Below are 24261 nucleotides of genomic sequence, written 5' to 3'. Positions count from 1 at the left end.
TGGTCGGCGCTGTGGGGTCGTGCCAACCAAGGTTGGCACCCACCAGAGCGATGCGTCGGTTGCAGCGGTAGTGCCGCATCACCGCTGCGGTTGCGGCGTGATCACCTGTGTCGGCAACCGCGCCGGCGGTGCCGGATTCGGCACCCAGATGGCAACGCCCGCGGCGCGCTTCTGCGTCGTCGGAATACCGATGCCGACGCCGCCACCGACGTGCGAGCCGAACGTGCCCGCGCCCACCGACATGCCTACCGGCGAACCGCTGCTGCCCACGCCCATCAGCACCACGCCGTTGGCGCCGAGCGCCGCGGCTTCACGCTTCAGGCGGGCCACGGCGGCATCGGTCTGGCCCTGGGTGCCGAAGCCGACGGCTGAAGCCGATTCCAGCTGGGCGATTTCCTGGGAGCCGGCCGGTGGCGTCGAATAGATCTGCACCAGCGCCGGATCGATCGGTGCGCGGGCGCGGCCCAGCATCACCTTGGAGGTGCTGGCACAGCCAGCGGCGACCAGCAGGATGGCCGCCAACGCGGCCCAACGGATGTTCATGGCACGACCCCTGTAGGACTGGTTGCGATCATCGGCGGGCCACTCTGAATCGGCGCCAACACCCGGGCCAGGGCACGCACGGCAGCACGCTAGCACGGTGCGGGTGACAGCTCCGCCAATGGCAGTAGGCGGCGGCAGCGGGAACGTCTATGGTTGGGGCAGGAACCAACTGCGGGAGAGCGACATGGGTGTGATCAGTCTGTTGTGGGGCGTACTGGCGCTGTTGTGGATGATCCTGGCGCTGATTCCACTGCTCGGCTGGGGCAACTGGTTCCTGATCCCGTTCGCTGCGGTGGGCGCGGTGATCGCCGCGCTGGGCATCCTGTTCACCCACCCGAGCAAGCGTGGCCGGGCCTGGGCCGGCCTGGTCCTGAACGGCATCGTGGTGGTGGTCGGCATCCTGCGCCTTGGCCTGGGTGGCGGCGTGGTCTGAGCCCGGTCCCGGGTGCGACCGGGCGTCGCAGGCACACGGCCGATGGCCGGGCGGGGGCGTACAATGAATGGCTGCGCGAGCCCCCCGCGTGCCTGTGAATCCGCGCCCCGCGCGGCTGCCCCATGATCATCCGACCCCGTCCCCACGGCTGGCAACTGCTGTACATCCTGCGCGGCTCGATCGTCAAAGCGATCGCGCCGAAGGTGCTGGCCATCCTGATCCTGTCCATCGCCGTGGCCGCGGTGGTCGAACTGGCGCCGCCCACCGGCATCGAACGCGTTTCGGTCACGCCGTTCACCCTGCTTGGCCTGGTGCTGTCGATCTTCCTGAGCTTCCGCAACAGCGCCTGCTACGACCGCTGGTGGGAAGGCCGCAAGCTGTGGGGCCAGCTGGTCTACGAATCGCGTTCGCTGGCGCGCCAGGTGAACCTGCTGCTGGCCGACGACGCGGGCCGTCGTCGTCGCGTCGCCTACCTCACCACTGCGTTCGCCCATGCGCTGGCGGCGCGACTGCGTGGCCGCATCGTCGCCCTGGCGGCACTACCGTGGCTGGACAAGCGCCAGCGCGAACAGCTGGGCCAGCGCGAGAACGTGCCCGATGCACTGCTGGCGATGATCGCGGCCGAACTGGCGCAGGCGCTGCGCGCCGGCCAGCTCGACCCCATCCTCTATACCCAGCTTGAAGAGCGCCTGCACGCGATGTCGTCGATCCAGGCCGGCTGCGAGCGCATCCTCACCACGCCGCTGCCGTTCGCCTACACCCTGCTGCTGCATCGCTGCGCGTGGATGTTCTGCGTGCTGCTGCCGTTCGGCCTGGCCAGTTCGCTGGGCTGGGGCACGCCGGTACTGTCTGCGGTGCTTGCCTATGCCTTCTTCGGCCTGGACCAGTTGGGCGAAGAAATGGAAGACCCGTTCGGCCTGGAGCCGAACGACCTGCCGCTGGACGCGCTGGTGCGCACGATCGAGATCGACCAGCTCGATGCGCTAGGCGAACGCCCGTTGCCCGAACCCCTGCTGCCGCAGGGCTACCTGTTGCAATAGCCACTCCTCGGAGCCTGCCATGTCCCACCCGCTGTACCGCCCGCGCCGCATGCGCCACGACGAGTTCTCGCGCCGCCTGATGCGCGAGAACACGCTGACCACCGACGACCTGATCTACCCGGTGTTCGTGCACGAACAGGCCGGCCGCACCGCGGTGCCGTCGATGCCGGGCGTTGAACGGCTGTCGATCGAAGAGCTGCTGAAGGTGGCCGAAGAGGCGCTGGAGCTGGGCATTCCGGTGATCGACCTGTTCCCGGTGATCGACCCGTCGCTGAAGTCGCTGGACGCATCGGCCGCCTGGTCCGAAGACGGCCTGGCGCAGCGGGCGATCCGCGCGCTGAAGTCGCGCTTCCCGGAACTGGGAGTGATGACCGACGTGGCGCTGGACCCGTACACCACCCATGGCCAGGACGGCATCATCGATGACAAGGGCTATGTGCTGAACGACATCACCGTCGACGCGCTGGTCAAGCAGTCGGTGTCGCATGCCGAGGCCGGTGCGGACATCGTCTCGCCGTCGGACATGATGGACGGCCGCATCGGTGCGATCCGCCGCGCGCTGGATGCCGGCAACCACATCAACGTGCGCATCATGGCCTACTCGGCCAAGTACGCTTCGGCGTTCTATGGTCCGTTCCGTGATGCGGTGGGCAGCGCAGCCAGCCTCGGCAAGGCCGACAAGAAGACCTACCAGATGGACCCGGCCAACGGCGACGAGGCCCTGCGCGAGATCGCGCTGGACCTGGAAGAGGGCGCCGACATGGTGATGGTCAAGCCGGGCATGCCGTACCTGGACCTGGTGCGCCGGGTGAAGGAGACCTTCGGCGTGCCGACCTTCGCCTACCAGGTCAGTGGCGAGTACGCGATGATGAAGGCCGCCTTCGCCAACGGCTGGCTGGACGAGCGCGCCTGCGTGCTGGAGTCGCTGCTGGGCTTCAAGCGGGCCGGCGCCGATGGCGTGCTGACCTATTTCGCGCCGCAGGTGGCGCGATGGCTGCGCGAGCGCTGACAATAGCGCCACGATAGACGGAGGAATGCGCGATGGGGCCCGAACTGGGATGGATGCAATGGCTGATCTGGGGCATCGGTACGCTGGTGTTCGGCGCCATCATCGTCGGTGTCTTCATCGCCGCCTGGCGGGCCGGCAAGCGCCCGCCGGAGCAGCTCTCCGCTGCCCGCCACGTGGCCCGTGAGCAGGCCCTGCCGGAGAGCGTGCAGGCCGAGCTGGCCGCGCTGAACCAGCGCAAGGACAATGGTCAGCTGAGCGAGGTCGAGTACGAGCAGCAGCGCGCCAGGGTGTTGTCGCGCTGACGGGCAATGCCCGGGGTCGGATCCCTTTCCGCAGGAAAGGGCTCTGACCCCTTCGCGGGCGCCATCCACGCGTGGCGTGGATCTACCGCACGCACCCCGCCACCGCCGCCACCTTTGGTACCGCCAACCGGTACACGTCCACGCCACCGGCACGCGGTGCCTTGGCCGCGCTGCTGGCGACCATCATCTCGCCCGGCTTGGCGTTGTCGACCACCGGCGCGCCGGTCCAGCCACCCGTCTGGTTGAATGACAGCCCCAACGGCTGCAGGGCCACGCCGGTCCACGCACAACCGCTGCTCCACACCTGTGCGGTGGTGCCGCTGCCGCGGCTGAACACCACGGCGCCGTCCTGGCCCAGCCAGTCGCCGTCGGTCTCGTCGTCGGCGCTGTTCAACGCGCTCAGTGCAGTGGCCGGTCCGCGCTGGCCCTGGGCATCCAGCGTCGACACGAACAGATTCCAGCCGGCGCCCCGGCCCTGCTGGCGGGCAAACAACAGTCGTCGCCCATCCGCGCTCAGGGCCGGTCCGCGCTCTTCCCGGCGTCCACCATCGCCCGCCAAGGTCTGCGCCTTGCCGAGCTGGCCGTCGGCTTCCACCGTGGCGCGGTACAGCGCCAGCGCGCCCTCGCGGCCGGCCGCGAACAGCAGCCAGCGGCCATCACGGCTGAAGTAGGGATCGCGGGCCTCGCCGGCCACGCCCACCGGCAGCGCCTGCGCCTGCTGCCAGCGGCCATCGACCACGCGTGCCTGCCACAGGCCCCAGCCGGCCTCGCCGCGGCGCGCGAACACGATGCGCTGGCCGTCGGCGCTGATCGTGGCGCGGCCTTCGTCGGCACGGGTCGAGACCACGCCCATGCCTTCGATGCCGTACTCGTTCAACGCCATTGCCACGGGGGCAGAGAGTAGACTGGCGGCAAGCACCAGCAGGGGCGGGGTGATGCGCATCATCCGGGTCCGTGCACGAAAGAGCATCAGTCTAGCCAGCTTGAGGATTCCATGACCGACCGTTACGCCGTCTTCGGACACCCCGTTGCCCACTCGAAGTCGCCGCAGATCCACGCGGTGTTCGGTCGCCAGGAAGGCATCAGCATCGACTACCGCGCGATCGACCTGGCTCCGGATGCGTTCCTGGGCGGTCTGGAAGCCTTCGCCGCCGAGGGCGGTGTCGGCGCCAACGTCACCTCGCCGCACAAGGAAGCCGCGTTCTCGGTGTGCACCACGCTGACCGCGCGCGCGCGCCGCGCCGGCTCGGTCAACACGCTGCTGCGCAAGGGCGACCGTTGGCACGGTGACACCACCGACGGCATCGGCCTGGTGCGTGACCTGACCGATCGCCATGGCCTGGACCTGCGCGGCCGCCGCATGCTGCTGATCGGCGCCGGTGGTTCGGCACGCAGCGTCGCCCCGGCGCTGCTCGATGCCGGCATCACCGAGCTGGTGGTGGTCAACCGCACGCCGGAACGCGCCGATGAGCTGATCGATGCCATGGGCGAGCCGGGCCGCGCGATCAGCCGCTACTGGGAAGACCTGCGCGAGCTGGGCGACTTCGAACTGATCGTCAACGCCACCTCGGCCGGCCGCGACCGCGACGTCGAGTTCAAGCTGCCGCTGTCGCTGGTCAACTCGATGACCACTGCCGTCGACCTGAACTACGGCGAGGCGGCCATCGCCTTCCTGGCCTGGGCGCGCGCCGCGGAGTGCCGTAATACGGTCGATGGCCTGGGCATGCTGGTCGAGCAGGCCGCCGAGAGCTTCCTGCAGTGGCACGGTGTGCGCCCGCAGACCGACGAGGTCTACCAGTCGCTGCGCCAGGGCTCGGCCGTGCTGGCCGGCGAGGACTGATCGATGGACAACGCAACCCTGCTGGTCACGGTGCTGAGCATGGTGGGCGTGCGCCTGCCGGTGCTGATCGCGCTGTGCGTGGGCCTGGTCTGGGTGGTCGGCGCACCGCGCGATGCCACCCGCACCGGTGCCCTGGTCGGCCTGCTGCTGTTGCTGTTGGCCAGCCTTGGCGGCATGGCGGCGGGCATCCTGCCGATGTGGATGGTGCGCAGCGGTGATTTCAGTGCTGTGTCGAGCCTGAGCGCCATCCTCGGCGTGCTGCATTTCGCGCTGGCGATGGTCGAGGCCATCGGCGTGGTGCTGGTGGTGTGGGCGCTGGTGCGCCTGCTGCGTACCCGTACGCTCCCGGCCGCCTGACCGGTCGCGCCGGGTCATGCCCGGCGTATCTGCCCCTGGGACGGTCCGGCCACCGGACCGTGACCGCCAGCGCGCGTCGTCGCTGGCCCGTTCAGGGTGCCAGCGGCGGTGAATGCGGCCGGCCGTGCGACAATGCCCGGCCTGATCCAGCTACGGTAATTCCCGGCGTGACCGAAACCGTCGCCGCTCCGCGCGCGCTCGATGACTCCTTGAAGGACGCGATCCGCAAGGCGTACACGATGCTGCAGGCCAATACGCCCGGCTTTTCCACCCGCCGCTCGCAGAGCCAGATGATCGGCGTGGTGTCGCGTGCGCTGTCCAAAAGTGGCGGCGTCGGCGTGGTCGAGGCGCCGACCGGCGTCGGCAAGAGCCTGGGCTACCTCACCGCGGGCGTGCCGATCGCGCTGGCCAGCAAGAAGAAGCTGGTGATCAGCACCGGCACCGTGGCGCTGCAGTCGCAGTTGGTCGAGCGCGACATTCCCAACTTCCTCAAGGCCACCGGCCTGGAAGCGACCGTGGCGCTGGCCAAGGGCCGTACCCGCTACCTGTGCACGCGCAATGCCGCCGAGGCGCAGGGCGAGGGCTCGCAGGGCGGCATGTTCGAGGACGACGCGCCGCTGTTCGACCGGCCACTGGCGCCGATCGAGATGGACATCGCCAAGCGCCTGACCGATGCCTTCACCGGCGGCAGCTGGGATGGTGACATCGACAACGCCCCGGAAACCATCAGTCCCGGCCTGCGCAGCCGCATCACCACGCCGGCCTCGGGCTGCGCCGGGCGCCGCTGCGCCTACTCGGCGCAATGCGCGGTGCTGCGGTCGCGCAATACCGTGCGTGATGCGCAGATCGTGGTCACCAACCACGCGCTGCTGCTGTCGGCACTGTCGATCGGCGACAGCGACAACGGCCAGCCGTTGATCGCGCCGCCGTCGGACATGCTGCTGGTGCTGGACGAAGGCCATCACATCGGCAGCGTGGCGATCGACCAGGGCGCGGCAAGCCTGGCGCTGGATGAAATGGCCAAGCGCACCGGCCGCCTGCAGATCCTGATCGCTGGTGCCTACCGCGCGGTCGACAAGGATCGCCTCGGCAACCTGCTGCCGAACGAAGCGATCGAAGTGGCCAGCAACGTGGCCAAGCAGTTGCGCGCGTTCCGTGACCACATCGAGCGGGTGTGGATGCCGGCGCCGGCCGACGAGGAGCCGATGTGGCGCGCCGCCAACGGTCGCCTGCCCGAGGCCTGGCGCGAGCCGATCGAAGCACTGGCCGACGATACCCGCAGTCTCTACAACTGGGCGCATGCGGCTACCGCGCAGGTGGCCAAGGGCAAGCCGGACGACGCCGCGCGCGAGCGCCTGCAGCGCAACCTGGGCATGGCGCTGGAGATGATCGAGCAGCAGTACAACCTGTGGCAGGCCTGGCGTCGCGAGGACAAGGACGGTGCGCCGCCGATGGCGCGCTGGGTCACCGCCACCCGCGACGGCGACCTGGTGCTGCACGGTTCGCCGGTGTCGGCCGCGCACGTGCTGCGCAAGCTGCTGTGGGATGAAGTGGACTCGGTGGTGATGACCTCGGCGACGTTGACCGGTGGTGGCGATTTCCAGTCACTGGCGATCGACAACGGCATTCCCGAAGACGCCGAGATGGTCTCGCTGTCCTCGCCGTTCGACCTGCCCAACCAGGCCGAGCTGATCGTGCCGAAATTCCCGGTCACCCCGGACGACCGCGAGGGCCATCCACGCGAAGTGGCGCGCTATCTCGACACCGAACTGGACTGGGCCAAGGGCTCGATGGTGCTGTTCACCTCGCGCTGGAAGATGGAGAAGGTAGCCGGCCTGATGTCGGCCGCGCGCCGCAAGCAGGTGCTGGTGCAGGGCGAGATGTCCAAGACCCGGTTGATCGACGAACACCTGCGCCGCGTCGCGGCGGGCGAGGGCTCGGTGCTGTTCGGCCTGAACTCCTTCGGCGAAGGCCTCGACCTGCCGGGTGAGGCCTGCACCACGGTGGTGATCACCCAGGTGCCGTTCGCGGTGCCGACCGACCCGCAGACCGCCACGCTCAGCGAATGGTTCGAGGGACGCGGGCTCAATGCGTTCAACCTGATCGCCATTCCGCACGCCCTGCGCACGCTGACCCAGTTCGCCGGCCGTCTGATCCGCACCTCCACCGATACCGGCCGCGTGGTCATCCTCGATTCGCGGCTGCTGACCCGCCGCTACGGCAAGCGCATCATCGACGCGCTGCCGCCGTTCAAGCGCACCATCGGCTGAGGAGCGGGGTCAGATCCCTTCCGCCGGAAGGGCTCTGACCCCGTCGCGCGAGCAGGGTCGTTTCGCCTTTCAGTCCTGCGACTGCGGGCATGAGTCGGACGCCAGTGCGTAGGGCTGGTACATGCAGCGGATCAGGTCGTCCACCGCCTTCAGCCGCGGTGGCCATGCGACGTGCTGCAGGCCCTGCGCGCTACGCATCTCGACCATCCCTTCCCTGAGCGTGGTACCGGGTGGCAGCGGCAGGGCGGCCAAGCGCGCGCGCGCACGTCGTAGTGCCGGCAGGTCGTCATCCAGAAAGGCGATGGTCGCATCCACGTAGAGGTTCCAACCCTCCGGATCGGCGTCGGCAGGCTTGTACGTCAACCGCATCAGTGCGCTGGCGGGATCGCGTTGCCCCTCGTAGGCACGCAGTTGCGCCTCGTGCCAGGCCAGCTCTGGGTGGCCGCTTGCCTTGGCCTGGCGCCGGTATGCGGCGAACAGGTCAGCCAGTTCCAACTGGCAGCCTGCGCGCTCGACAAGTGCGTCCCAGCCCTCCCCGGGCCCTTGATTGAATGCATCGGGTGGCATCGCCAGCAGTTCGGCGCGATTGTCGAACTGGCATTCGCCGGCGAGTACAGGTGCGGCGATCACCCATGAGAAAAGCATCAGGCCGAAGCGCATCGTGACGTCCATGTACAGGGTTGCACATGATGCGCCCAGATGCCGGCCAGCGGCCGGCACTACCGCATCGGGATCAATCGCCGAGCAGGGCGGTATTGCGCACGGCGCCCTTGTCGGCGCTGGTGGCGAGCAGCGCGTAAGCCTTCAGCGCACTGGTGACCTTGCGCGGGCGCGGTGCGCGCGGTTTCCAGCCACGCGCGTCGGCGCCGGCGCGGCGCTGGGCCAGCGTGGCCTCATCCAGCAACAGATCAATGCGGCGGGTGGGGATGTCGATGCGGATGCGGTCGCCGTCTTCCACCAGGCCGATGACACCGCCGCTGGCGGCTTCCGGCGAGACGTGGCCGATCGACAGGCCCGAGGTGCCACCGGAGAAGCGGCCATCGGTGAGCAGCGCGCACTGCTTGCCCAGTCCCTTCGATTTCAGGTAGCTGGTCGGGTACAGCATTTCCTGCATGCCCGGCCCACCCTTCGGGCCTTCGTAGCGGATCACCACCACCTCGCCCGGCTGCACTTCGTCGGCGAGGATGCCGGCGACGGCGGCGTCCTGGCTTTCGTAGACGCGCGCGGGGCCTTCAAACACGTGGATCGACTCGTCCACGCCTGCGGTCTTGACCACGCAGCCATCCAGCGCGAGGTTGCCGCGCAGCACGGCCAGGCCGCCTTCCAGCGAATACGCGTGCTGCAGCGAACGGATGCAGCCTTCGGCGCGGTCGATGTCCAGCGTCGGCCAGCGCGTGGCCTGGCTGAAGGCCTCCTGGGTGGGAATGCCGGCCGGGCCGGCCTTGAAGAAGGTATGCAGGGTGTCGTTGTCACTGCGCACCACGTCCCAGCGTTCCAGCGCGTCGGCCAGGCTGGTGCTGTGCACGGTCGGTACCGAGGTATCGAGCAGGCCGGCGCGGTCCAGCTCGCCGAGGATGCCGAACACGCCGCCAGCGCGATGCACGTCCTCGACGTGGTACTTCGGCGTGTTCGGCGCCACCTTGCACAGCTGCGGCACGCGCCGCGACAGCGCGTCGATGTGGGTCAGGTCGAAGTCCACCTCTGCCTCCTGCGCCGCGGCCAGCAGATGCAGGATGGTGTTGGTGGAACCGCCCATGGCGATATCCAGGGCCATCGCGTTGGCGAACGACGCCTGGGTGGCGATGCCGCGCGGCAGCGCGCTCGGGTCTTCGCCGCCATACCAGCGATGGCAGAGTTCGACGATGAGGCGGCCGGCGCGGCGGAACAGCGCCTCGCGATCGGCATGGGTCGCCAGCGTGGTGCCGTTGCCGGGCAGCGACAGGCCCAGTGCTTCGGTCAGGCAGTTCATCGAGTTGGCGGTGAACATGCCCGAGCAGGAGCCGCAGGTGGGGCAGGCGCTGCGCTCGAACGCCGCGACCTTCTCGTCGGAGGCGCTGTCATCGGCGGCCACCACCATCGCATCGACCAGGTCCAGCTTGTGCTCGGACAGTCTGGTCTTGCCCGCTTCCATCGGGCCGCCAGAGACGAACACCACCGGGATGTTGAGGCGCAGCGCGGCCATCAGCATGCCGGGCGTGATCTTGTCGCAGTTGCTGATGCACACCAGTGCGTCGGCGCAGTGCGCGTTGACCATGTATTCGACCGAGTCGGCGATGATCTCGCGGCTGGGCAGCGAGTACAGCATGCCGTCGTGGCCCATCGCGATGCCGTCGTCCACGGCGATGGTGTTGAATTCCTTGGCGACGCCGCCGACCTGTTCGATCTCGCGCGCGACCAGCTGGCCGAGGTCCTTCAGGTGTACGTGGCCGGGCACGAACTGGGTGAAGGAGTTGGCGATGGCGATGATCGGCTTGTGGAAGTCGCCATCCTTCATACCGGTGGCACGCCACAGGGCGCGGGCGCCGGCCATGTTGCGGCCTGCGGTGGAGGTGCGGGAACGATATTCGGGCATGGCTGGCGGAACGGGCGGGCCGTACGACGTGGGGGTCGCCTGATCATGGCCAATTTTTTCGGTTGCTGCTGCAACCACCGGAGATGGTCCGGCCGGGCTGCGCCCGGCACCTGCCGAAGCAACAGCTGAAGCAACGGCGGGCTTCCTGCGGGAGGCGGGGTGGGTCCGCTGGCGGGGGGCGCCGTAAACCCGTCCTTGGGGGCTTGGCCGCGGCATCCATGCCGCGGACACCCCCGCCAGCGGACCCACCCCGCCTTCGACAGTTTCCTGCGATCTGTCGGGGCCGGCGCTCTGCTCCTGGTAGGTGTCGACCTTGGTCGACACGATGGATCCATGCCATGCGTGGAAGATGGGGAACGACGAAAATGAAAGTCCGTTCATCTTTCGGACTTTGCCGATTCCGGTTGCTGGCCCGGATTTGGCATCATTGGGGCATTGATCCGTCGACAGGGCATGAGGCCATGAAACGTTCCCGCACCACCGCGTTGCTGCTGATGAGCGCCGCGCCGCTGCTGTTCACCGCCTGCCAGAAGGAGCCGGAGGTGAAGGTGCAGGAAGGCCTGTACACCTCGGTCGAGGCCTGCACCGAGGCTACCGGCGATCCGTCGTCGTGCCGCAATGCCTTCGCCGAAGCGCAGAAGCAGGCCGCCGATGCGGCGCCGAAGTACGCCAGCAAGGAAGCCTGCGAGAAGGACTACAAGCCGGAACAGTGCGTGCAGCAGCACACGTCGGCGGGTACCTCGTTCATCGGCCCGATGATGATGGGCTTCTTCATGTCGCAGATGCTGAGCAACCGCGGCGGCCTGGCCCCGCAGGCGCCGGCGTCGGCGCCGGCCTACCAGGACAAGAATGCGGGTTGGGCGCGCCCGGCACCGGGTGGCACCGGTGGCCTGAACACCGCCAGCGGCATCGGCGCGGGCAAGGCCGGCCTGGCCCCGGTCACCAGCGAGCCGAACCGTGCGGTCACTGCCAGCCGTGGTGGCTTCGGCAACACCAGCGCGCGCCGCAGCACCAGCGGCAGCTACGGCGGCTGACCGGTCCATGCAGCGCATCCGGATTGCCGAGCGTGCCCAGTGGCGGGCTCGTGCGGAGGAAGCGGGTTTCCGTTTCCATACCATCGATGGTCAGCCGTACTGGGATGAAAGCGCGTACTACGCGTTCACCCTGCGCCAGATCGAACAGGACATCGAAGACCCCAGTGCCGAGCTGCACCAGATGGCGCTGGACCTGGTCGGTGATGTCATCGGCAGCGAACGGTTGATGGACCAGCTGGCGATTCCGTCGCATTACCGCGACTGGATCGCCGACAGCTGGCGCCAGCGTCAGCCACACCTCTATGGCCGCCTGGACCTGGCCTACGATGGTACCGGTCCGGCCAAGCTGTACGAACTGAACTACGACACGCCGACCTCGCTGTTCGAGGCCAGCTTCTTCCAGTGGCAGTGGCTGGAGGACCAGCGCAATGCCGGCCGCCTGCCGCAGCATGCCGACCAGTTCAACGCGATTCACGAAGCGCTCGTCGAGCGCTTCGGCGAACTGGCCAAGCAGTTGCCGCCGCCGCTGTACTTCAGCGCGGTGGGCAGTTCCGAAGAAGACCGTGGCACCGTCGATTACCTGCGCGACTGCGCTTCGCAGGCCGGCCTGCATGGCCAGGCCATCGCCGTCGAGGACATCGGTCTGTCCGAGGACGGCCGCTTCACCGCGCTGGACGATTCGGTGATCGGCACGCTGTTCAAGCTGTACCCGCTGGAAGACCTGATGGCCGAGGAATTCGGTCGCGCGCTTCCCGGTTCGGGCATGCAGCTGCTGGAACCGGCGTGGAAGGCGGTGCTGAGCAACAAGGGCATCCTGCCGCTGCTGTGGCAGCGCAACGTGGGCCATCCGAACCTGCTGGAAGCGCACTTCGATGACGGCAGCACGCTGGCCTCGGGCTGGGTGCGCAAGCCGCTGTTCTCACGCGAGGGCGCCAACATCGAGATGCACCTCGCCGATGGCAGCACCCAGCGCAGCGACGGCCCCTACGATGGCCCCGCGATCATCCAGCGCGCGCATCCGCTGACCCGCTTCGAAGGCGGCTACCCGCTGATCGGCAGCTGGGTGATCGGCGACCACGCCTGCGGCATCGGCATCCGCGAGGACGACAGCGCGATCACCCGCGACAGCGCGCGTTTCGTGCCGCACGCGATCGTCGACGAGGCGCCGACGCGGATCTACGTCTGATGGTGGCAGGGCGCCACCGGGACGACGGTCACTCACTGCTGCGCTATGCAGACCGGGTGGCGGTGCGTTGCAATCGATGTGACACGCCGGGTTGGGTGGTAGGTACGCCTGATTCACGCCGCTTCCGGTGCCTGGGTTGCAGCCAGGCATTGAACGGCGGCTGCGGTTGCAGCCGCTGTGGCTCCGGAGACTGGGTAGGACCGGTGCGCTACTGCGGCTACCGTCCTTGCGGCTACTGCGGCCACAAATGGGTAAGCGCTGAAGTTCGCCGCGCTCGAGAGACATCTGCGCTGCGGGTGCTGTCCGCGGACTGCAGCCAATGTGGGCGCAGCAGCGATGTCGAGGTCACCCGGTCGCGCTGGCGTGGCAACGAAGCCATCGACCCGGACTTCGGCCTGCCTTTGAGGTTGGTGGAAAAAACCTCGGCTGGCCTGCTGTGGGCGTATAACGCCGAGCATCTGCAGGCATTGCACGACTACGCCGCGGCCAGACTGCGCGAAGGCAGCGGCCATCATCGTTCGATGTTCTCGCGCCTGCCGCAGTGGATGAAGCTGGCCCGCAACCGGGTGCTGCTGCAGCGTGCGGTGGAGCGGTTGCAGCGGCGATTGCTGCAGGGGTAGTGCCGGCCACTGGCCGGCAACACCATGCGTGGGTTGATGTGGCAGCCGAGCGTGGGCTCGGCTCTACAGACAGCCCGATTCCTGTAGAGCCGAGCCCATGCTCGGCTTGGGTCAAGCGCAGGACTACAGCAGCCCTTCGCGCTTCACTGCCAGGTAGCGCTCCACCAGCGCGCCGGGCAGGGCGTCGGCGGTCACGTCCAGCACCATCACCTTCTCGCTGCGCAGCGCGTCGTGCGCCTTCGCGCGCTGCTGCAGGTACAGTGCGGCGGCACCGGCCTGGGTGGCATCCTCCAGCGTCTGCACGTCGCCCTCCAGTGCGCCGTCCAGCTCGCGCTCGCGCAGGCTGGCCACGCACACCAGATGGCGTTTCTGCAGCAGGCGCACCGCCGCCAGCAGATCCTCGATGTCTTCGTCGCGCACGTTGCTGACCAGCATCACCAGTGCGCGCCGGCGCTGGCGCAGCGACACCTCGGTGGCGGCGGCCAGGTAATCGGTGGCCACCGCGCGCGGCTGCAGGTCGTAGCTGGCACGCAGCAGGTGCTCGACCGTGCCCATGCCACGCTGCGGCGCCACCCAGCGGCGCTCGCCACCGGCAGCGAACAGGCCGGCGGCATCGCCCTGGCGCAATGCCAGGTACGCCACCACCAGCGAGGCGTTCAAGGCGTGGTCGAAATGCGAGAGACCGCCTTCGCTGGCCAGCATGCGCCGCCCACTGTCGAGCATCAGCAGCAGCTGCTGGTTCTTCTCGTCCTGGTACTCGCGCGAGACCAGCTTGCGCGCCCGTGCGGTGGCCTTCCAGTCGAGCTGGCGCAGGCTGTCGCCCACGCGGTATTCGCGCATCTGGTGGAAGTCGGTGCCTTCACCACGGCGACGCTTCACGTGCGCACCCACCAGGCGCGATGCCTGGTCGGCGCTGAACAGCGCGAAGCGGGTGAGCGGCACGAAGTTCGGATAGACCCGTACGTCCAGCGCCGGTGGCAGGGTGCGTTGCTGCCACCACAGCCGCCATGGCGAGCGCATGCGCAGATGCACACCGTCGAAGCGGAAGCGCCCACGCTGCAGCGGCTGCAGGTGGTAGTGCAGGGTGGAGGCGCTGCCGGGCTGCAGGCGCACGCGCTGCGGTAGCGATTCCAGCGGCCAGCCGCCGGGGACCAGGTCGAACACCTGCACCGTCATCGCTGCGTCCGCCTGCAGGCGCAGCGCGGCCTCGCGGCGCACACCCAGGGCCAGCGCTTCGGGCAGTTCGCGCTGCACCTGCGGCGATGGACGCCGTGACTGCCGCCACAGATCCATCAACGCCGGCACGGCAATCGCCACCGCAGCCAGCGCCCAACTCCAGCGTGGCAGCAGGCCGCCCAGCACCAGGCCGCCCAGGACGGCCCAGGCCAGCAACAGCGCCAGCAGCAGCGGGGCAGGCCTCATCGGCGCGGTGCTTCCACCTTGGCCAGCAGCGCACCCAGCACGTCGTCGGCATCCTGGCCTTCGATCTGCAGCTCCGGGACCAGCGCGATGCGATGGCGCAGCGCAGGGCGCGCGATGTCGCGCACGTCGTCGGGGGTGACGAAGTCACGGCCGGCCAGCACCGCCTGTGCGCGCGATGCACGTACCAGCGCGATGCTGCCACGCGGGCCGGCACCGACTGCGATGCCCGGCCACTGCCGGGTAGCGGCCACGATCCGCACCGCGTAGTCGATCACTTCGTCATCCACGTTGATCGCCGCGGTGGCGCGCTGCAGCTCCACCAGTTCACCGGCACCGAGCACGCGCGGTACCTGGCTCAGGTCGAAATCGCTGGCGGAGCGGCCGCTGGTGATCGCGGTCACCATGCGCTTCTCGTCCTCCAGCTGCGGGTAGTCGATCAGCACTTTCAGCAGGAAGCGGTCCAGCTGCGCTTCCGGCAGCGGGTAGGTGCCTTCCTGTTCCAGCGGGTTCTGCGTGGCCAGCGCCATGAACGGTGGCGCCAGGGTGAAGGCCTTGCCTTCAATGGTCACCTGGCCTTCCTGCATCACTTCCAGCAGCGCCGACTGGGTCTTGGCCGGCGCGCGGTTGATCTCATCGGCCAGCAGCAGGTTGGTGAACACCGGGCCGCGGCGGATCTTGAAGCTCTCGCTCTTCGGGTCGTACACGGCGTGCCCGCTGACGTCGCTGGGCATCAGGTCGGGGGTGAACTGCACGCGCCCATAGTCCAGCTCCATCGCCTGCGCCAGCGCGCGCACCAGCAGGGTCTTGCCCAGCCCGGGCACGCCCTCGATCAGCACGTGGCCACCTGCCAGCAGGGCCACCAGAATCTGGTCCAGCACGTCGGCCTGGCCGATGAAAGCGCGGCCGACGGCCTCGCGGATGGCATCGACGCGTTCGATCAGGCGGGCATCGGCGGCCGCCGGCAGCTCGGGGACTTCGGTCATAGCAGGGATCTCATCTGGAGCAGCAAGCGGATGCGCTCGCGCAGGGCGGAGGAATCGTGCGGCGGAGGCGGTGTGAGCGCGCTGGCGACGCGGCTTTGTGGCCACTTCAGCAGTGCGGCGATGGCCTGCTCACGCGGTGCGCCATCGAGCGCGGCGGCAACCGGCGCGCGCAGGCGCAGGCGATGCAGGAACAGGGCGAGCACGGCGTCGTACAGGCGCATACCGTGGCCGAAACGCAGCAGCAGTTCGCCACTGGCGCGCACGTGCTCCAGCAGCGAGCGGCGTTCCAGCACCGGCGACGGTTGCAGGCTGCCGAAGCGCTGCGAGCGGCTCCACAGCCAACCCAGCAGGGCCAGCAGCAGTGGCGCCCACAGTGGCCAGCCCTGGTAGAAGATGCGTGCCCACAACGATGGCGGGCGGCTGGCGTAGATCAGCCAGACCGTACCCTTGCCGTAGTTCGGGTCGAGCAGATAGCGGGTCAGGTCGCGGTGCGAAGCATCGTGCAGGCCATCGCTGGCGTTGCCGCCGGCCGAGGCCAGGCGCGCTGCCGGTGAATCCACCTCGCTGCGCATGAAGTCCATGTCGGCCAGCACGCTCACCTTGCCCTGGCCATGGCGCAGGCGTGCGTACACGAGATCGCGATCACCGCCCCAACGGCGTTCGGCCTGCGCGCTGGCCGCAAAGCCCAGGGTAAAGCGGCGGCCACCGCAGAATTCAACGTGGCCCGGATCATCATCGACATGGAAAGGCTGGCACTCGCTGCGCTGGAACAGGCTGTCCACGCCCAGCCGGTCCAGCAACGGACCCTGCGAGCTGCTGGCGTCGTCCTCGGCCGGTGGCGGCGTGCGTACCAGCAGGTGTCCACCATCCTCGACCCAATCCAGCAGGGCATTGGCGACGGGCGGCGGCAGTTCGCTGCTGTCCTGCAGCAGCACCACCGTATCGTGCGGCCCCAGCGTCATCTGCTGCAGGTCCAGCCGGGGCAGTGAATGCACGTCGATGCCGTCGGCACGCAGGGCCTGGCCGAGCACGTACAGCGGGTTGTAGGCCGCCTCGCCCTGCGGTGGCAGCCGGATGGTCTCGGTCACGCGCTCATGCGTGCGCAGGTAGAGGATGGTCAGCGGCACGCCGAACAGCACCAGCACGCCCAGCAGCAACGACCAGAACAGGCGCGGGCTCATGCCTGCCACCCGTACTGCTGGCGCAGCGTTGCGGCCAGTGCGTCGAAATCGCTGCGGCTGGGCAGGCGGCCACCGTAAGCCGCGTACTGCCACATGCGAACGATGCGCGCGAACAGGTCACGGTCGATGGCGTCAGGCATGCGTCGCGATGCGCGCAGGCATTGTGCTTCGGTGGCGCCCGGCGGAAGCGCGATGCCGCTGCGCTCGCCCACGGTGCGCACGCTGGCACGGTAGAGCAGGGCCAGCGCCTGGCGTGGGCGCCCCTGGTCCCAGAGCAGGCCGGCCTGGGTGGCCACGTCCGGCGGCAGCACCAGGGGCAGTTCCACCTGTTCCTCCATCACCTGCGGTGGTGCATCGGCCTTGCGCCGGCCGCTGCCGCGCAGCCAGGGCAACCACATCCGCGCCGTCAGCAGCAGCACCAGCAGCAGGACGCCCAGCAGTCCCCACAGGCCCCACTCGGCCAACCGTGCCAGCCAGGCGATGCCCTCCTTGCGCGCCTTGCGTTCGCCCCGGGGGCTGCTGTCACTCTGCAGCTGCTTGTCGTCCTTCTTTTTTTCCCCGGCCTGTTCGATCGGCTTCCAGCGGGTGACCTGGCGGGTCGGGCGCTGCAGCGGATCCTCGTAGGCGCGATTCACCGCCTGGCGGAAACCGGCGGTGTCCACCGGCGTGCCACCGAAGATGGTGGCCGGCGTGTTGGCCGGGTCGATGGTCGGTTCTTCGTCGTGCTCTTCGGAGGCAATGCCGCTGTCGCTGGGTTTGCCCATGGCGCGTTCAGGCTCGGCATCTGCGTCCTGCGCGTGCACCGGGGCGGAGACCAGCGGCAGTGCCAGGCACAGCAGCAGGGCCAGCGTCGACGCCACCGGCAGCAGGCGATCGCGCAGGCGGCGCAGGGCGATTTCGACGTCCCAGGCTTCCATCTGCGTACGCCGGTTCAAGTACAGGCCAAAGCCCGCACCGACGAAGAACGGGCCGATCAGCGCCGAGGCCAGCCAGCAGGCCAGATTGAAACCGAAACGTGCCCAGGCCGGCGTGTCCTTGCCGATCATTTCCCACGCCGCACGCCAGGATTCGGACATCAGGTCCAGTGGCATGAACATGAACACTGCACCGATGGCACCGGACACCAGCACCGCTTCGAACGCCATGCAGGTCACGGTCAGCACTGTCGCCGCACCTGCGGCGCCGGCCGCCACCGCACGGCGGCGTGGACCGCGCTGGCCCGGTGCGTTGCCTTCCAGCAGGTTCACCGGCAGACACAGGCTGCGCAGCACGCTGAAACGACGCCAGCCCAGGTAGCCCCAGAAACCGGAGTTGCCCCAGTGGCGCTGCGCACGCAGCGCCGAAAGCGTGCTGACCGGTTCGCCGAAGATGCCGCGTGACAGCACATACAGCGGCGCACGCTCGAACAGTGGCTTGCACCACCACATCGCCAGCCAGGCCCAGCCGAAGGCATCCAGCCACCATCCCAGCGCGTTGAAGATCACGAACAACGGAGCACTGGCCAGCAGCCAGCTGCCCCACACGGCGCGCGCATGGCGGCGGGCGAGGGCACTGCCCAGCTCCATCGCCTCCCAGCCGCTGCGTGCACGCAGCACCACGTCAAGGCGGTCAATGCGCATGGCCGCTTCCACGCCCGCCACGCCACAGCCACAGCAGCACGCCGGCCCAGAGCACTCCGGCGACGCTGAACTTGATCCATGCGGGGACTTCGGCGATCGACGACCAGAACGCTTCGATGAAGGCCGCGACCAGCAGCATGAACGCCACGCCCAGGCACAGCCGGGCACCGATGCGTCCACCGTCGACCAGCGCATCCAGGCGGCTGCGCCGGCCCGGTGCCAGCAGTTTCATGCCCAGCTGCAGGCCGGCACCGCCGGCGATCACGATCGCGGTCAGCTCGAAGGCGCCGTGGCCGACCACGAAGCGCCAGAACGGTCCACCGTGCCCGATGTGCTGCAGGTGGCCGGCCACCGCCCCGATGGTGACGCCGTTGAACAGCAGCACCAGCAGCGTGCCCAGCCCCGCCAGCAGGCCGCTGGCGAACGTGCGCAGGGCAATGCTGATGTTGTTGAGGATGTAGTGGCCGAACATCATCCAGTCGGTGCCGCTGTCGCGGCCCAGTCGTTCGGCGGCAGGGTCGTACATGCGCTCCATCGCGGCGATCTGGCGGTTGTCCATCAGCGTGTGGATCAGGTCCGGGTAGACCTGTGCAAGCACGAAGCAGGCGATTGCCGGCAGCGCGAACATCGCCAGCGCTACCCACATGCTGCGTGCCTGGCTGCGCACGAGCAGCGGGAAGTCGGCCACCAGGAATTCCAGCGCGGCGCGCCAGCGCGTCGGCCGTGTGCGGTACAGCATGCTGTGGCCCTGCTGCATCAGCTGCTGCAGGCGCTGGACCAGCTGCGGGCTGTAACCGCGCTCGCGGGCCAGCGCCAGCTGCTGGCACAGGCGCCGATAGCGTTGCGGGACGGTGGCATCGTCCAGTGCCAGGCCGCTGGCCTTGCGGCGCGCACGGCGCGAGGCGCCGGCACGCAGCAGCAGCCACTGTTCCAGGTCCTGCCATTCCTGCTGGTAACGGGCGACGAACTGTTCCTGTTTCATCGCCGCCCCAGCAGCCAGTTGGCCATCGCATACAGGCGCAGCACACCGATCTGGCCCAGGCTGCCGGTCAGGGGTTCGGCGATGCCGGCCAACTCCTGCTGGCGGGGCGCGGACAGACGCGGGGCGCGCTCGGCGAAGGCCATCAGCGCGGCCTGTTCCTCCGGCCGCAGCGGCTGCGGCGGGGCCAGCACGCTGTCGATGGTAGGTGGCGGCGGCAGGTACAGGACAGGCGCGTGCACCACCACGGTGCCGGCCACCAGGTCGCCGAGGCGGCGGCCGTGCGGATCGAACAGGCTGCTGACCAGGCCCAGTGCATAGCCGAACGGCAGCATGTCCACCGTACGCAGCAGGTTGCGGGTGATCGCCGCCATCCAGCCCACGGGCGCGCCATCGCGGGACAGCACGCGCAGGCCCAGCGCGCGCTTGCCCAGGGTGCGGCCCCACAGCGCCTCGCACACGATCGGGTAGACCCAGTAGACCAGGAACATCAGCACCAGGTTGAGGCCGGAGCCGAATTCGTCCAGCACCGCCAGCGGAATCGCCATCAGCACCAGTGCCGCGATGCGCACACCAAGATCGACCAGCCAGGCCATGGCCCGCGGCAGCGGTCCGGCTACTGGCAACTGAAGCAGCACACCCTCCGGCGTCACCACCTCACGGTAGGTATCGAGCATCGGTGCGGCCATCAGCGCGATGGCCTTCGTTGCGGGCACCGGAGTCCTCTCCGGCTGGCAACCACAGGCATGGGGGGTCTCGACAGGTCCTGGTCGGGCCCAGACTTTAGCAGAGCCGCGTGGCGGCGTTGGCTGCTCAGCCCCGGTATTCGTCCTTCAGCCGCACGTAGTGGTCGGCCGAATAGTGCAGCGACTCGATTTCCTTGTCGCTCAGCGTGCGCGCCGGCCGGGCCGGGTTGCCGACCCACAGCTCGCCTTCGCCCACCACCTTGCCGGGGCCGATCACCGCGCCGGCACCGACGAAGCCATGGCGCTCCACGCGGGCACCGTCGAGGATGCAGGCGCCCATGCCGATCAGGCTGTAATCGCCGATGGTGCAGGCATGGATGATGCAGCCGTGGCCGACGGTCACGCCCTCGCCGATCAGGGTCGGGTAGCCGGCCTTGTTGTACGGGCTGTGGTGGCTGACATGGATGATGGTGCCGTCCTGCACGTTGGTGCGCGCACCGATGCGCACGTAATTGACATCGCCGCGGATGACCGTGCCCGGCCACACCGACACGTCGTCGCCCAGTTCCACATCACCGATGACGGTGCAGGCCGGGTCGATGTACACACGCTCGCCGAGGACGGGCATCTTGTCGCGAAAGGGGCGCAGCGGGTTCATCGGCATCTCCGGAAATCAGGGCGTTCGCGACGATGATACCTGCGTGGTGCGTTGTAGAGCCGAGCCCATGCTCGGCTCCCTACGCAGCCGAGCATGGGCTCGGCTCTACAGGGAGCTCAGGGTTCGTAGCTGTAGCCCATGCCGTACACCGAACGGATCGGCTCGCCTTCCATGCCGGCGTCGGCCAGCTTGCGGCGCAGGTTGCGCACATGGCTGTCGACGGTGCGGTCGACCACCACGCGATGGTCCAGGTACAGCCGGTCGAGCAGTTCATCGCGCGCCCAGATCCGGCCTGGCGTGGCCAGCAGCGTGCGCAGCAGGCGGTATTCCACCGGAGTCAGGTCCAGGCCCTTGCCGTTCCAGGTGGCGCGTGCGGCCGGCTCGTCGATGTGCAGGCCGCCGTTGGCACGCGCACCGGGGTCTGGGCGGTAGCGGCGCAGCACCGCCACTACCCGAGCGACCACTTCGCGCGGACTGAACGGCTTGCAGATGTAGTCGTCGGCACCGATCTCCAGGCCCAGCAGGCGGTCGATCTCTTCCACCCGTGCCGTGACCATGATCACCGGCACATCGCTGCTGGCGCGCAGTTCGCGGCACAGGTCCACGCCGTCGCGCTGCGGCAGCATCAGGTCCAGCAGCACCAGGTCGGGCTGGTAGCGCGCGAACGCGTCGATCACCTGGCCACCGTCGTCCACCCACTCGCTGGCCATGCCGGCAGCGGCCAGGTAGTCGCGCAGTACCGAGGCCAGGCGTGGCTCGTCCTCGACGATCAGGATCTTCGCGCACATGGCGGGCGACGTGCTCATGCAGGCTCCGGCAGGGTGATGACCACGCGCAGCCCGCCCAGTGGCGAGGGCTCGGCGTGGATGACGCCGTGGTGGGCGAGGATGATGTTGTGGCTGATGGCCAGGCCCAGCCCGCTGCCACCACTGGCGCGGTTGCGCGAACTTTCCACGCGGTAGAAGCGTTCGAACAGCAGCGCGCACTTGTCGGCAGGCACGCCCGGCGCGGTGTCTTCCACGATCAGCTGCACGCCGGCAGGCACGTGCGCTGCCTGCACGAGTACGCGGCCACCGGCGTGGGTGTAGCGCAGTGCATTCTCCAGCAGGTTGGCCAGCACCTGCTGCAGGCGCCGTTCGTCACCGGACACCTGCAACGGCGTGGCGGGCAGATCTTCTTCCAGCGCCAGGCCTGCATTGGCGAAGCGCACGCGCATGCCGTTGAGTTCGCTGCGCAGCAGCGCCGCCAGGTCCAGTGGCGCGAAACGGTACGCCAGGCCGCCGGACTGGGTCATCGACAGGTCGTGCAGGTCGTCGATCAGCTTGCCCAGCTGGCGGATCTCGCCCTGCAGGCCCACCAGGTTGGCGCGGTCCAGCGGACGGATGCCATCTTCGATCGCCTCCAGCTCGGCGCGGACCACCGCCAGTGGCGTGCGCAGTTCGTGCGAGATGTCGGCGATGAAGGCGCGGCGGTTGCGCTCGGTATCGTCCAGCGCCTGCGCCATCCGGTTGAAGTCGTTGACCAGTGCGTCCAGCTCATCGTCGCTGGTTCGCTCGATGCGGGTGCCGTAGTCACCGGCGGCCAACCGGTGGGTGGCCGCGGCCAGCTTGGCCAGGCGCTGGCGCAGCGCGCGCGACACCAGCCAGGCCAGCAGCACCGTCACCAGCAGCAGCGAAATGCCGATCACCCACCAGGCGCGCACCTGGGTGTTGTAGAAATTCAGGTCGTTGGTGGCGATGACGGTCTGGAACGGCACCATGCCCAGCCAACCGACGGTCTGCCCGTCCACCTGCACCGCATGCGGCTCGTCATCGCTGGTGGCGTCGGGGTTGCCGGCCACGAAGCGGTGCCGTGCATCGAACAGGCCCAGACGCGACGGCACGCCGGTCTGGTCGGACAGCGGCGGCACCGGTCCTTCGTGCCCATGGGCCAGGTCCGGGCGCAGCAGCCGCGCCCAGCGGTCGCCATCACCGTGCAGATGCTCCCAGCCACCGTGCTCGCGGTACTCGCGCTGCAGGTGGGGCATCAGCCGCTGCATGCGCAGGTCGCCCTGGTCGTTGAGGTAGTCCAGGAAGCCGGTCTGGAAGGCCACGCGGCTGGCAATACCGTTCACTGCCAGCACCAGCAGGCAGGCGGTGAAGATCGCGAGGAAGGTCTTCGCGGTCAGGCCGAATTTGAGTCGAATCTTCGCCATCGCGGAGGCCATTAGCGGCGCATGCGGCGCCGAAAGCAAGCGCCAGCTGAGCCGGTCGCACAATCTCCATATTCTCTGCACAGTTCCACGGCAGCGTGCACGGGTCTACGCAAGGCCCCTACGCCCCCCATGTCCCTCCTGCGCCCGCTGTCCCGTTCCCCGCGTCCCCTGCTGCTGCCCCTGCTGCTGGCCCTGGCGGCCTGTTCGGCGGGCAGGACTGAAGCACCGGCCATGCCCGAAGTGGGCGTCATCACGGCCAGCGCGCGGCCGCTGGCACTACAGCAGACCCTGCCCGGCCGCGCCGTGCCGTTCGAGATCTCCGAGGTGCGGCCGCAGATCGGCGGCCTGATCCGCCAGCGGTTGTTCACCGAAGGCCAACAGGTCAAGGCAGGGCAGCTGCTGTACCAGGTCGATCCGGCGCCATACCAGGCGGCCTTCGATACCGCCCGCGGCCAGCTGGCGCAGGCCGAGGCCACCGTGCTGTCGGCCCAGCCGAAGGCCGAGCGCACCCGCGCGCTGGTGAACATGGATGCGGCCAGCAAGCAGGATGCCGACGACGCCACCTCGGCGTTGAAGCAGGCGCAGGCCAACGTGATCGCCGCGCGCGCTGCATTGCAGGCCGCCCGCATCAACCTCGACTACACGCGGGTGACCGCGCCCATCGACGGTCGCATCGGCACCTCCAGCGTGACCGCGGGTGCGCTGGTCGCGGCCGGGCAGGACGCCGCGCTGGCCACCATCCAGCGGCTGGACCCGGTGTACCTGGATGTCACCCAGTCCAGCACGCAGATGCTGGCGCTGCGCAAGCAGCTCGATGCGGGCCTGGTGAAGGCCATCGATGGCAAGGCACAGGTGAAGGTGCTGCTGGAGGACGGCAGCACCTATGCGCATGAGGGCACCCTGGAGTTCGTCGGCAGCGCGGTGGATCCGGGCACCGGCAATGTGGTGCTGCGTGCGGTCATCCCGAACCCGGAGGGCCTGCTGCTGCCCGGCATGTACCTGAAGGCGGTGCTGCCGATGGCCACCGACGCGCGCGCGCTGCTGGTGCCGCAGAAGGCGGTGGTGCGCAACGAACGCGGCGAGCCGCTGCTGCGCCTGCTCGATGCCAAGGATCATGTGGTCGAGCGCCGGGTCAGCATCGGCCAGGTGGTCGGCAACCAGTGGCAGATCACCGATGGTCTCAAGTCCGGCGAACGGGTGATCGTCAGCAACGGCAGTGCGGTATCACTGGGCCAGCAGGTGAAGGCGGTGGCGGCCACGACGGCGCAGCTGGCGGCGATGCCGGCGATCGACCCGAACGGCAACACCGACGAAAAGTCGCACTGAGGCCTGC

General features: G+C 68.8%; 24 protein-coding genes. 11 read left to right on the top strand and 13 right to left on the bottom strand.

Features of this window, described 5'->3' with window-relative positions:
- Window positions 1-78: 78 nt before the first annotated feature.
- On the bottom strand, window positions 79-543 hold the full coding sequence (locus V3B41_RS05320) for a hypothetical protein (protein WP_014038879.1): 465 nt from the start codon (window positions 541-543) through the stop codon (window positions 79-81).
- Between the two features lie 184 nt (window positions 544-727).
- On the opposite strand from V3B41_RS05320, the gene V3B41_RS05315 reads away from it, so the two are divergent.
- The 4 genes from V3B41_RS05315 to V3B41_RS05300 all read left to right on the top strand — a co-directional run bounded on the left by V3B41_RS05315 (window position 728) and on the right by V3B41_RS05300 (window position 3327).
- Window positions 728-976, top strand: coding sequence for a hypothetical protein (locus tag V3B41_RS05315; protein WP_005411548.1), 249 nt, complete (start codon window positions 728-730; stop codon window positions 974-976).
- A gap of 122 nt (window positions 977-1098) precedes the next feature.
- Entirely contained in the window at window positions 1099-2016 is a 918-nt protein-coding gene (locus V3B41_RS05310; RefSeq protein WP_049428569.1) for a bestrophin family ion channel, read from the top strand.
- Between the two features lie 19 nt (window positions 2017-2035).
- Window positions 2036-3025, top strand: coding sequence for a porphobilinogen synthase (gene hemB / locus V3B41_RS05305; RefSeq protein ID WP_049428566.1), 990 nt, complete (start codon window positions 2036-2038; stop codon window positions 3023-3025).
- 32 nt (window positions 3026-3057) lie between these two features.
- Complete coding sequence (locus V3B41_RS05300) at window positions 3058-3327, top strand: hypothetical protein (protein ID WP_049428564.1); 270 nt, start codon at window positions 3058-3060, stop codon at window positions 3325-3327.
- Window positions 3328-3409: 82 nt separating this feature from the next.
- Here V3B41_RS05300 and V3B41_RS05295 read toward each other — a convergent pair whose 3' ends face one another.
- Window positions 3410-4273, bottom strand: coding sequence for a PD40 domain-containing protein (locus V3B41_RS05295; protein WP_100443714.1), 864 nt, complete (start codon window positions 4271-4273; stop codon window positions 3410-3412).
- Window positions 4274-4321: 48 nt separating this feature from the next.
- Between V3B41_RS05295 and aroE the strand changes: the two genes are divergently transcribed.
- The 3 genes from aroE (at window position 4322) to dinG (ending at window position 7794) form a co-directional block, all read left to right on the top strand.
- The gene (gene aroE / locus V3B41_RS05290; RefSeq protein WP_049428561.1) at window positions 4322-5167 is read left to right on the top strand and encodes a shikimate dehydrogenase; all 846 of its coding nucleotides are present in this window, start codon (window positions 4322-4324) and stop codon (window positions 5165-5167) included.
- A gap of 3 nt (window positions 5168-5170) precedes the next feature.
- Window positions 5171-5524 (top strand): hypothetical protein, encoded by a 354-nt coding sequence (locus V3B41_RS05285; RefSeq protein WP_049428559.1) that lies wholly within the window; start codon window positions 5171-5173, stop codon window positions 5522-5524.
- A gap of 167 nt (window positions 5525-5691) precedes the next feature.
- Window positions 5692-7794, top strand: coding sequence for an ATP-dependent DNA helicase DinG (dinG, locus tag V3B41_RS05280; RefSeq protein ID WP_329860335.1), 2103 nt, complete (start codon window positions 5692-5694; stop codon window positions 7792-7794).
- 69 nt (window positions 7795-7863) lie between these two features.
- On the opposite strand, the gene V3B41_RS05275 is transcribed toward dinG, so the two are convergent.
- Both V3B41_RS05275 and ilvD read right to left on the bottom strand, forming a co-directional pair.
- A complete protein-coding gene (locus tag V3B41_RS05275) occupies window positions 7864-8454 on the bottom strand; it encodes a hypothetical protein (protein ID WP_065428067.1) in 591 nt (196 codons plus the stop codon).
- A gap of 73 nt (window positions 8455-8527) precedes the next feature.
- On the bottom strand, window positions 8528-10366 hold the full coding sequence (ilvD, locus tag V3B41_RS05270) for a dihydroxy-acid dehydratase (protein ID WP_295547516.1): 1839 nt from the start codon (window positions 10364-10366) through the stop codon (window positions 8528-8530).
- A gap of 461 nt (window positions 10367-10827) precedes the next feature.
- Here ilvD and V3B41_RS05265 point away from each other — a divergent pair, with 461 nt between their 5' ends.
- The 3 genes from V3B41_RS05265 (at window position 10828) to V3B41_RS05255 (ending at window position 13206) form a co-directional block, all read left to right on the top strand.
- Complete coding sequence (locus V3B41_RS05265) at window positions 10828-11400, top strand: DUF1190 domain-containing protein (RefSeq protein ID WP_005420172.1); 573 nt, start codon at window positions 10828-10830, stop codon at window positions 11398-11400.
- Window positions 11401-11407: 7 nt separating this feature from the next.
- Window positions 11408-12586 (top strand): glutathionylspermidine synthase family protein, encoded by a 1179-nt coding sequence (locus V3B41_RS05260; protein ID WP_049428949.1) that lies wholly within the window; start codon window positions 11408-11410, stop codon window positions 12584-12586.
- Window positions 12587-12882: 296 nt separating this feature from the next.
- Window positions 12883-13206 carry a hypothetical protein gene (locus V3B41_RS05255; RefSeq protein ID WP_308306918.1) on the top strand — a complete coding sequence of 108 codons (324 nt, stop codon included), beginning with the start codon at window positions 12883-12885 and terminating at the stop codon, window positions 13204-13206.
- A 123-nt stretch (window positions 13207-13329) separates the two neighbouring features.
- Here the strand turns inward: V3B41_RS05255 and V3B41_RS05250 are convergent, their stop codons facing one another.
- From V3B41_RS05250 to baeS, 9 genes are all read right to left on the bottom strand, one after another.
- The gene (locus V3B41_RS05250; RefSeq protein ID WP_049428947.1) at window positions 13330-14628 is read right to left on the bottom strand and encodes a DUF58 domain-containing protein; all 1299 of its coding nucleotides are present in this window, start codon (window positions 14626-14628) and stop codon (window positions 13330-13332) included.
- Window positions 14625-15611 (bottom strand): MoxR family ATPase, encoded by a 987-nt coding sequence (locus V3B41_RS05245; RefSeq protein WP_049428946.1) that lies wholly within the window; start codon window positions 15609-15611, stop codon window positions 14625-14627. The genes V3B41_RS05250 and V3B41_RS05245 overlap by 4 nt, the downstream gene beginning before the upstream one ends.
- The gene (locus V3B41_RS05240; RefSeq protein WP_329860329.1) at window positions 15608-16792 is read right to left on the bottom strand and encodes a DUF4350 domain-containing protein; all 1185 of its coding nucleotides are present in this window, start codon (window positions 16790-16792) and stop codon (window positions 15608-15610) included. The genes V3B41_RS05245 and V3B41_RS05240 overlap by 4 nt, the downstream gene beginning before the upstream one ends.
- A complete protein-coding gene (locus V3B41_RS05235; protein ID WP_295547512.1) occupies window positions 16789-18411 on the bottom strand; it encodes a DUF4129 domain-containing protein in 1623 nt (540 codons plus the stop codon). Before V3B41_RS05235 ends, V3B41_RS05240 begins: the two co-directional genes overlap by 4 nt.
- Entirely contained in the window at window positions 18401-19393 is a 993-nt protein-coding gene (locus V3B41_RS05230) for a stage II sporulation protein M (protein WP_049428944.1), read from the bottom strand. The genes V3B41_RS05235 and V3B41_RS05230 overlap by 11 nt, the downstream gene beginning before the upstream one ends.
- Window positions 19390-20079 carry an RDD family protein gene (locus V3B41_RS05225; RefSeq protein ID WP_049428951.1) on the bottom strand — a complete coding sequence of 230 codons (690 nt, stop codon included), beginning with the start codon at window positions 20077-20079 and terminating at the stop codon, window positions 19390-19392. The genes V3B41_RS05230 and V3B41_RS05225 overlap by 4 nt, the downstream gene beginning before the upstream one ends.
- Window positions 20080-20203: 124 nt before the next feature.
- Window positions 20204-20734 carry a gamma carbonic anhydrase family protein gene (locus V3B41_RS05220; RefSeq protein WP_049428950.1) on the bottom strand — a complete coding sequence of 177 codons (531 nt, stop codon included), beginning with the start codon at window positions 20732-20734 and terminating at the stop codon, window positions 20204-20206.
- Between the two features lie 116 nt (window positions 20735-20850).
- Window positions 20851-21540 carry a response regulator gene (locus V3B41_RS05215; protein WP_049428943.1) on the bottom strand — a complete coding sequence of 230 codons (690 nt, stop codon included), beginning with the start codon at window positions 21538-21540 and terminating at the stop codon, window positions 20851-20853.
- A complete protein-coding gene (baeS, locus tag V3B41_RS05210) occupies window positions 21537-22940 on the bottom strand; it encodes a sensor histidine kinase efflux regulator BaeS (protein ID WP_049428942.1) in 1404 nt (467 codons plus the stop codon). The genes V3B41_RS05215 and baeS overlap by 4 nt, the downstream gene beginning before the upstream one ends.
- 117 nt (window positions 22941-23057) lie before the next feature.
- On the opposite strand from baeS, the gene smeA reads away from it, so the two are divergent.
- Window positions 23058-24254, top strand: a complete 1197-nt coding sequence (smeA, locus tag V3B41_RS05205) for a multidrug efflux RND transporter periplasmic adaptor subunit SmeA (protein ID WP_329860324.1) — start codon at window positions 23058-23060, stop codon at window positions 24252-24254.
- Window positions 24255-24261: the final 7 nt, after the last annotated feature.

This window comes from Stenotrophomonas sp. SMYL89, from assembly GCF_036319985.1.
Classification (GTDB): domain Bacteria; phylum Pseudomonadota; class Gammaproteobacteria; order Xanthomonadales; family Xanthomonadaceae; genus Stenotrophomonas; species Stenotrophomonas maltophilia_Q.
This window is presented reverse-complemented; position numbering and strand designations above follow the sequence as displayed.

What these genes read in the sequence shown, in the direction of transcription:
- V3B41_RS05320 (WP_014038879.1), bottom strand. Translation starts at nt 543, where the DNA reads ATGAACATCCGTTGGGCCGCGTTGGCGGCCATCCTGCTGGTCGCCGCT.
- V3B41_RS05315 (WP_005411548.1), top strand. Translation starts at nt 728, where the DNA reads ATGGGTGTGATCAGTCTGTTGTGGGGCGTACTGGCGCTGTTGTGGATG.
- V3B41_RS05310 (WP_049428569.1), top strand. Translation starts at nt 1,099, where the DNA reads ATGATCATCCGACCCCGTCCCCACGGCTGGCAACTGCTGTACATCCTG.
- hemB (WP_049428566.1), top strand. Translation starts at nt 2,036, where the DNA reads ATGTCCCACCCGCTGTACCGCCCGCGCCGCATGCGCCACGACGAGTTC.
- V3B41_RS05300 (WP_049428564.1), top strand. Translation starts at nt 3,058, where the DNA reads ATGGGGCCCGAACTGGGATGGATGCAATGGCTGATCTGGGGCATCGGT.
- V3B41_RS05295 (WP_100443714.1), bottom strand. Translation starts at nt 4,273, where the DNA reads ATGATGCGCATCACCCCGCCCCTGCTGGTGCTTGCCGCCAGTCTACTC.
- aroE (WP_049428561.1), top strand. Translation starts at nt 4,322, where the DNA reads ATGACCGACCGTTACGCCGTCTTCGGACACCCCGTTGCCCACTCGAAG.
- V3B41_RS05285 (WP_049428559.1), top strand. Translation starts at nt 5,171, where the DNA reads ATGGACAACGCAACCCTGCTGGTCACGGTGCTGAGCATGGTGGGCGTG.
- V3B41_RS05275 (WP_065428067.1), bottom strand. Translation starts at nt 8,454, where the DNA reads ATGCGCTTCGGCCTGATGCTTTTCTCATGGGTGATCGCCGCACCTGTA.
- ilvD (WP_295547516.1), bottom strand. Translation starts at nt 10,366, where the DNA reads ATGCCCGAATATCGTTCCCGCACCTCCACCGCAGGCCGCAACATGGCC.
- V3B41_RS05265 (WP_005420172.1), top strand. Translation starts at nt 10,828, where the DNA reads ATGAAACGTTCCCGCACCACCGCGTTGCTGCTGATGAGCGCCGCGCCG.
- V3B41_RS05260 (WP_049428949.1), top strand. Translation starts at nt 11,408, where the DNA reads ATGCAGCGCATCCGGATTGCCGAGCGTGCCCAGTGGCGGGCTCGTGCG.
- V3B41_RS05250 (WP_049428947.1), bottom strand. Translation starts at nt 14,628, where the DNA reads ATGAGGCCTGCCCCGCTGCTGCTGGCGCTGTTGCTGGCCTGGGCCGTC.
- V3B41_RS05245 (WP_049428946.1), bottom strand. Translation starts at nt 15,611, where the DNA reads ATGACCGAAGTCCCCGAGCTGCCGGCGGCCGCCGATGCCCGCCTGATC.
- V3B41_RS05240 (WP_329860329.1), bottom strand. Translation starts at nt 16,792, where the DNA reads ATGAGCCCGCGCCTGTTCTGGTCGTTGCTGCTGGGCGTGCTGGTGCTG.
- V3B41_RS05235 (WP_295547512.1), bottom strand. Translation starts at nt 18,411, where the DNA reads ATGCGCATTGACCGCCTTGACGTGGTGCTGCGTGCACGCAGCGGCTGG.
- V3B41_RS05230 (WP_049428944.1), bottom strand. Translation starts at nt 19,393, where the DNA reads ATGAAACAGGAACAGTTCGTCGCCCGTTACCAGCAGGAATGGCAGGAC.
- V3B41_RS05225 (WP_049428951.1), bottom strand. Translation starts at nt 20,079, where the DNA reads ATGGCCGCACCGATGCTCGATACCTACCGTGAGGTGGTGACGCCGGAG.
- V3B41_RS05220 (WP_049428950.1), bottom strand. Translation starts at nt 20,734, where the DNA reads ATGAACCCGCTGCGCCCCTTTCGCGACAAGATGCCCGTCCTCGGCGAG.
- V3B41_RS05215 (WP_049428943.1), bottom strand. Translation starts at nt 21,540, where the DNA reads ATGAGCACGTCGCCCGCCATGTGCGCGAAGATCCTGATCGTCGAGGAC.
- baeS (WP_049428942.1), bottom strand. Translation starts at nt 22,940, where the DNA reads ATGGCCTCCGCGATGGCGAAGATTCGACTCAAATTCGGCCTGACCGCG.
- smeA (WP_329860324.1), top strand. Translation starts at nt 23,058, where the DNA reads ATGTCCCTCCTGCGCCCGCTGTCCCGTTCCCCGCGTCCCCTGCTGCTG.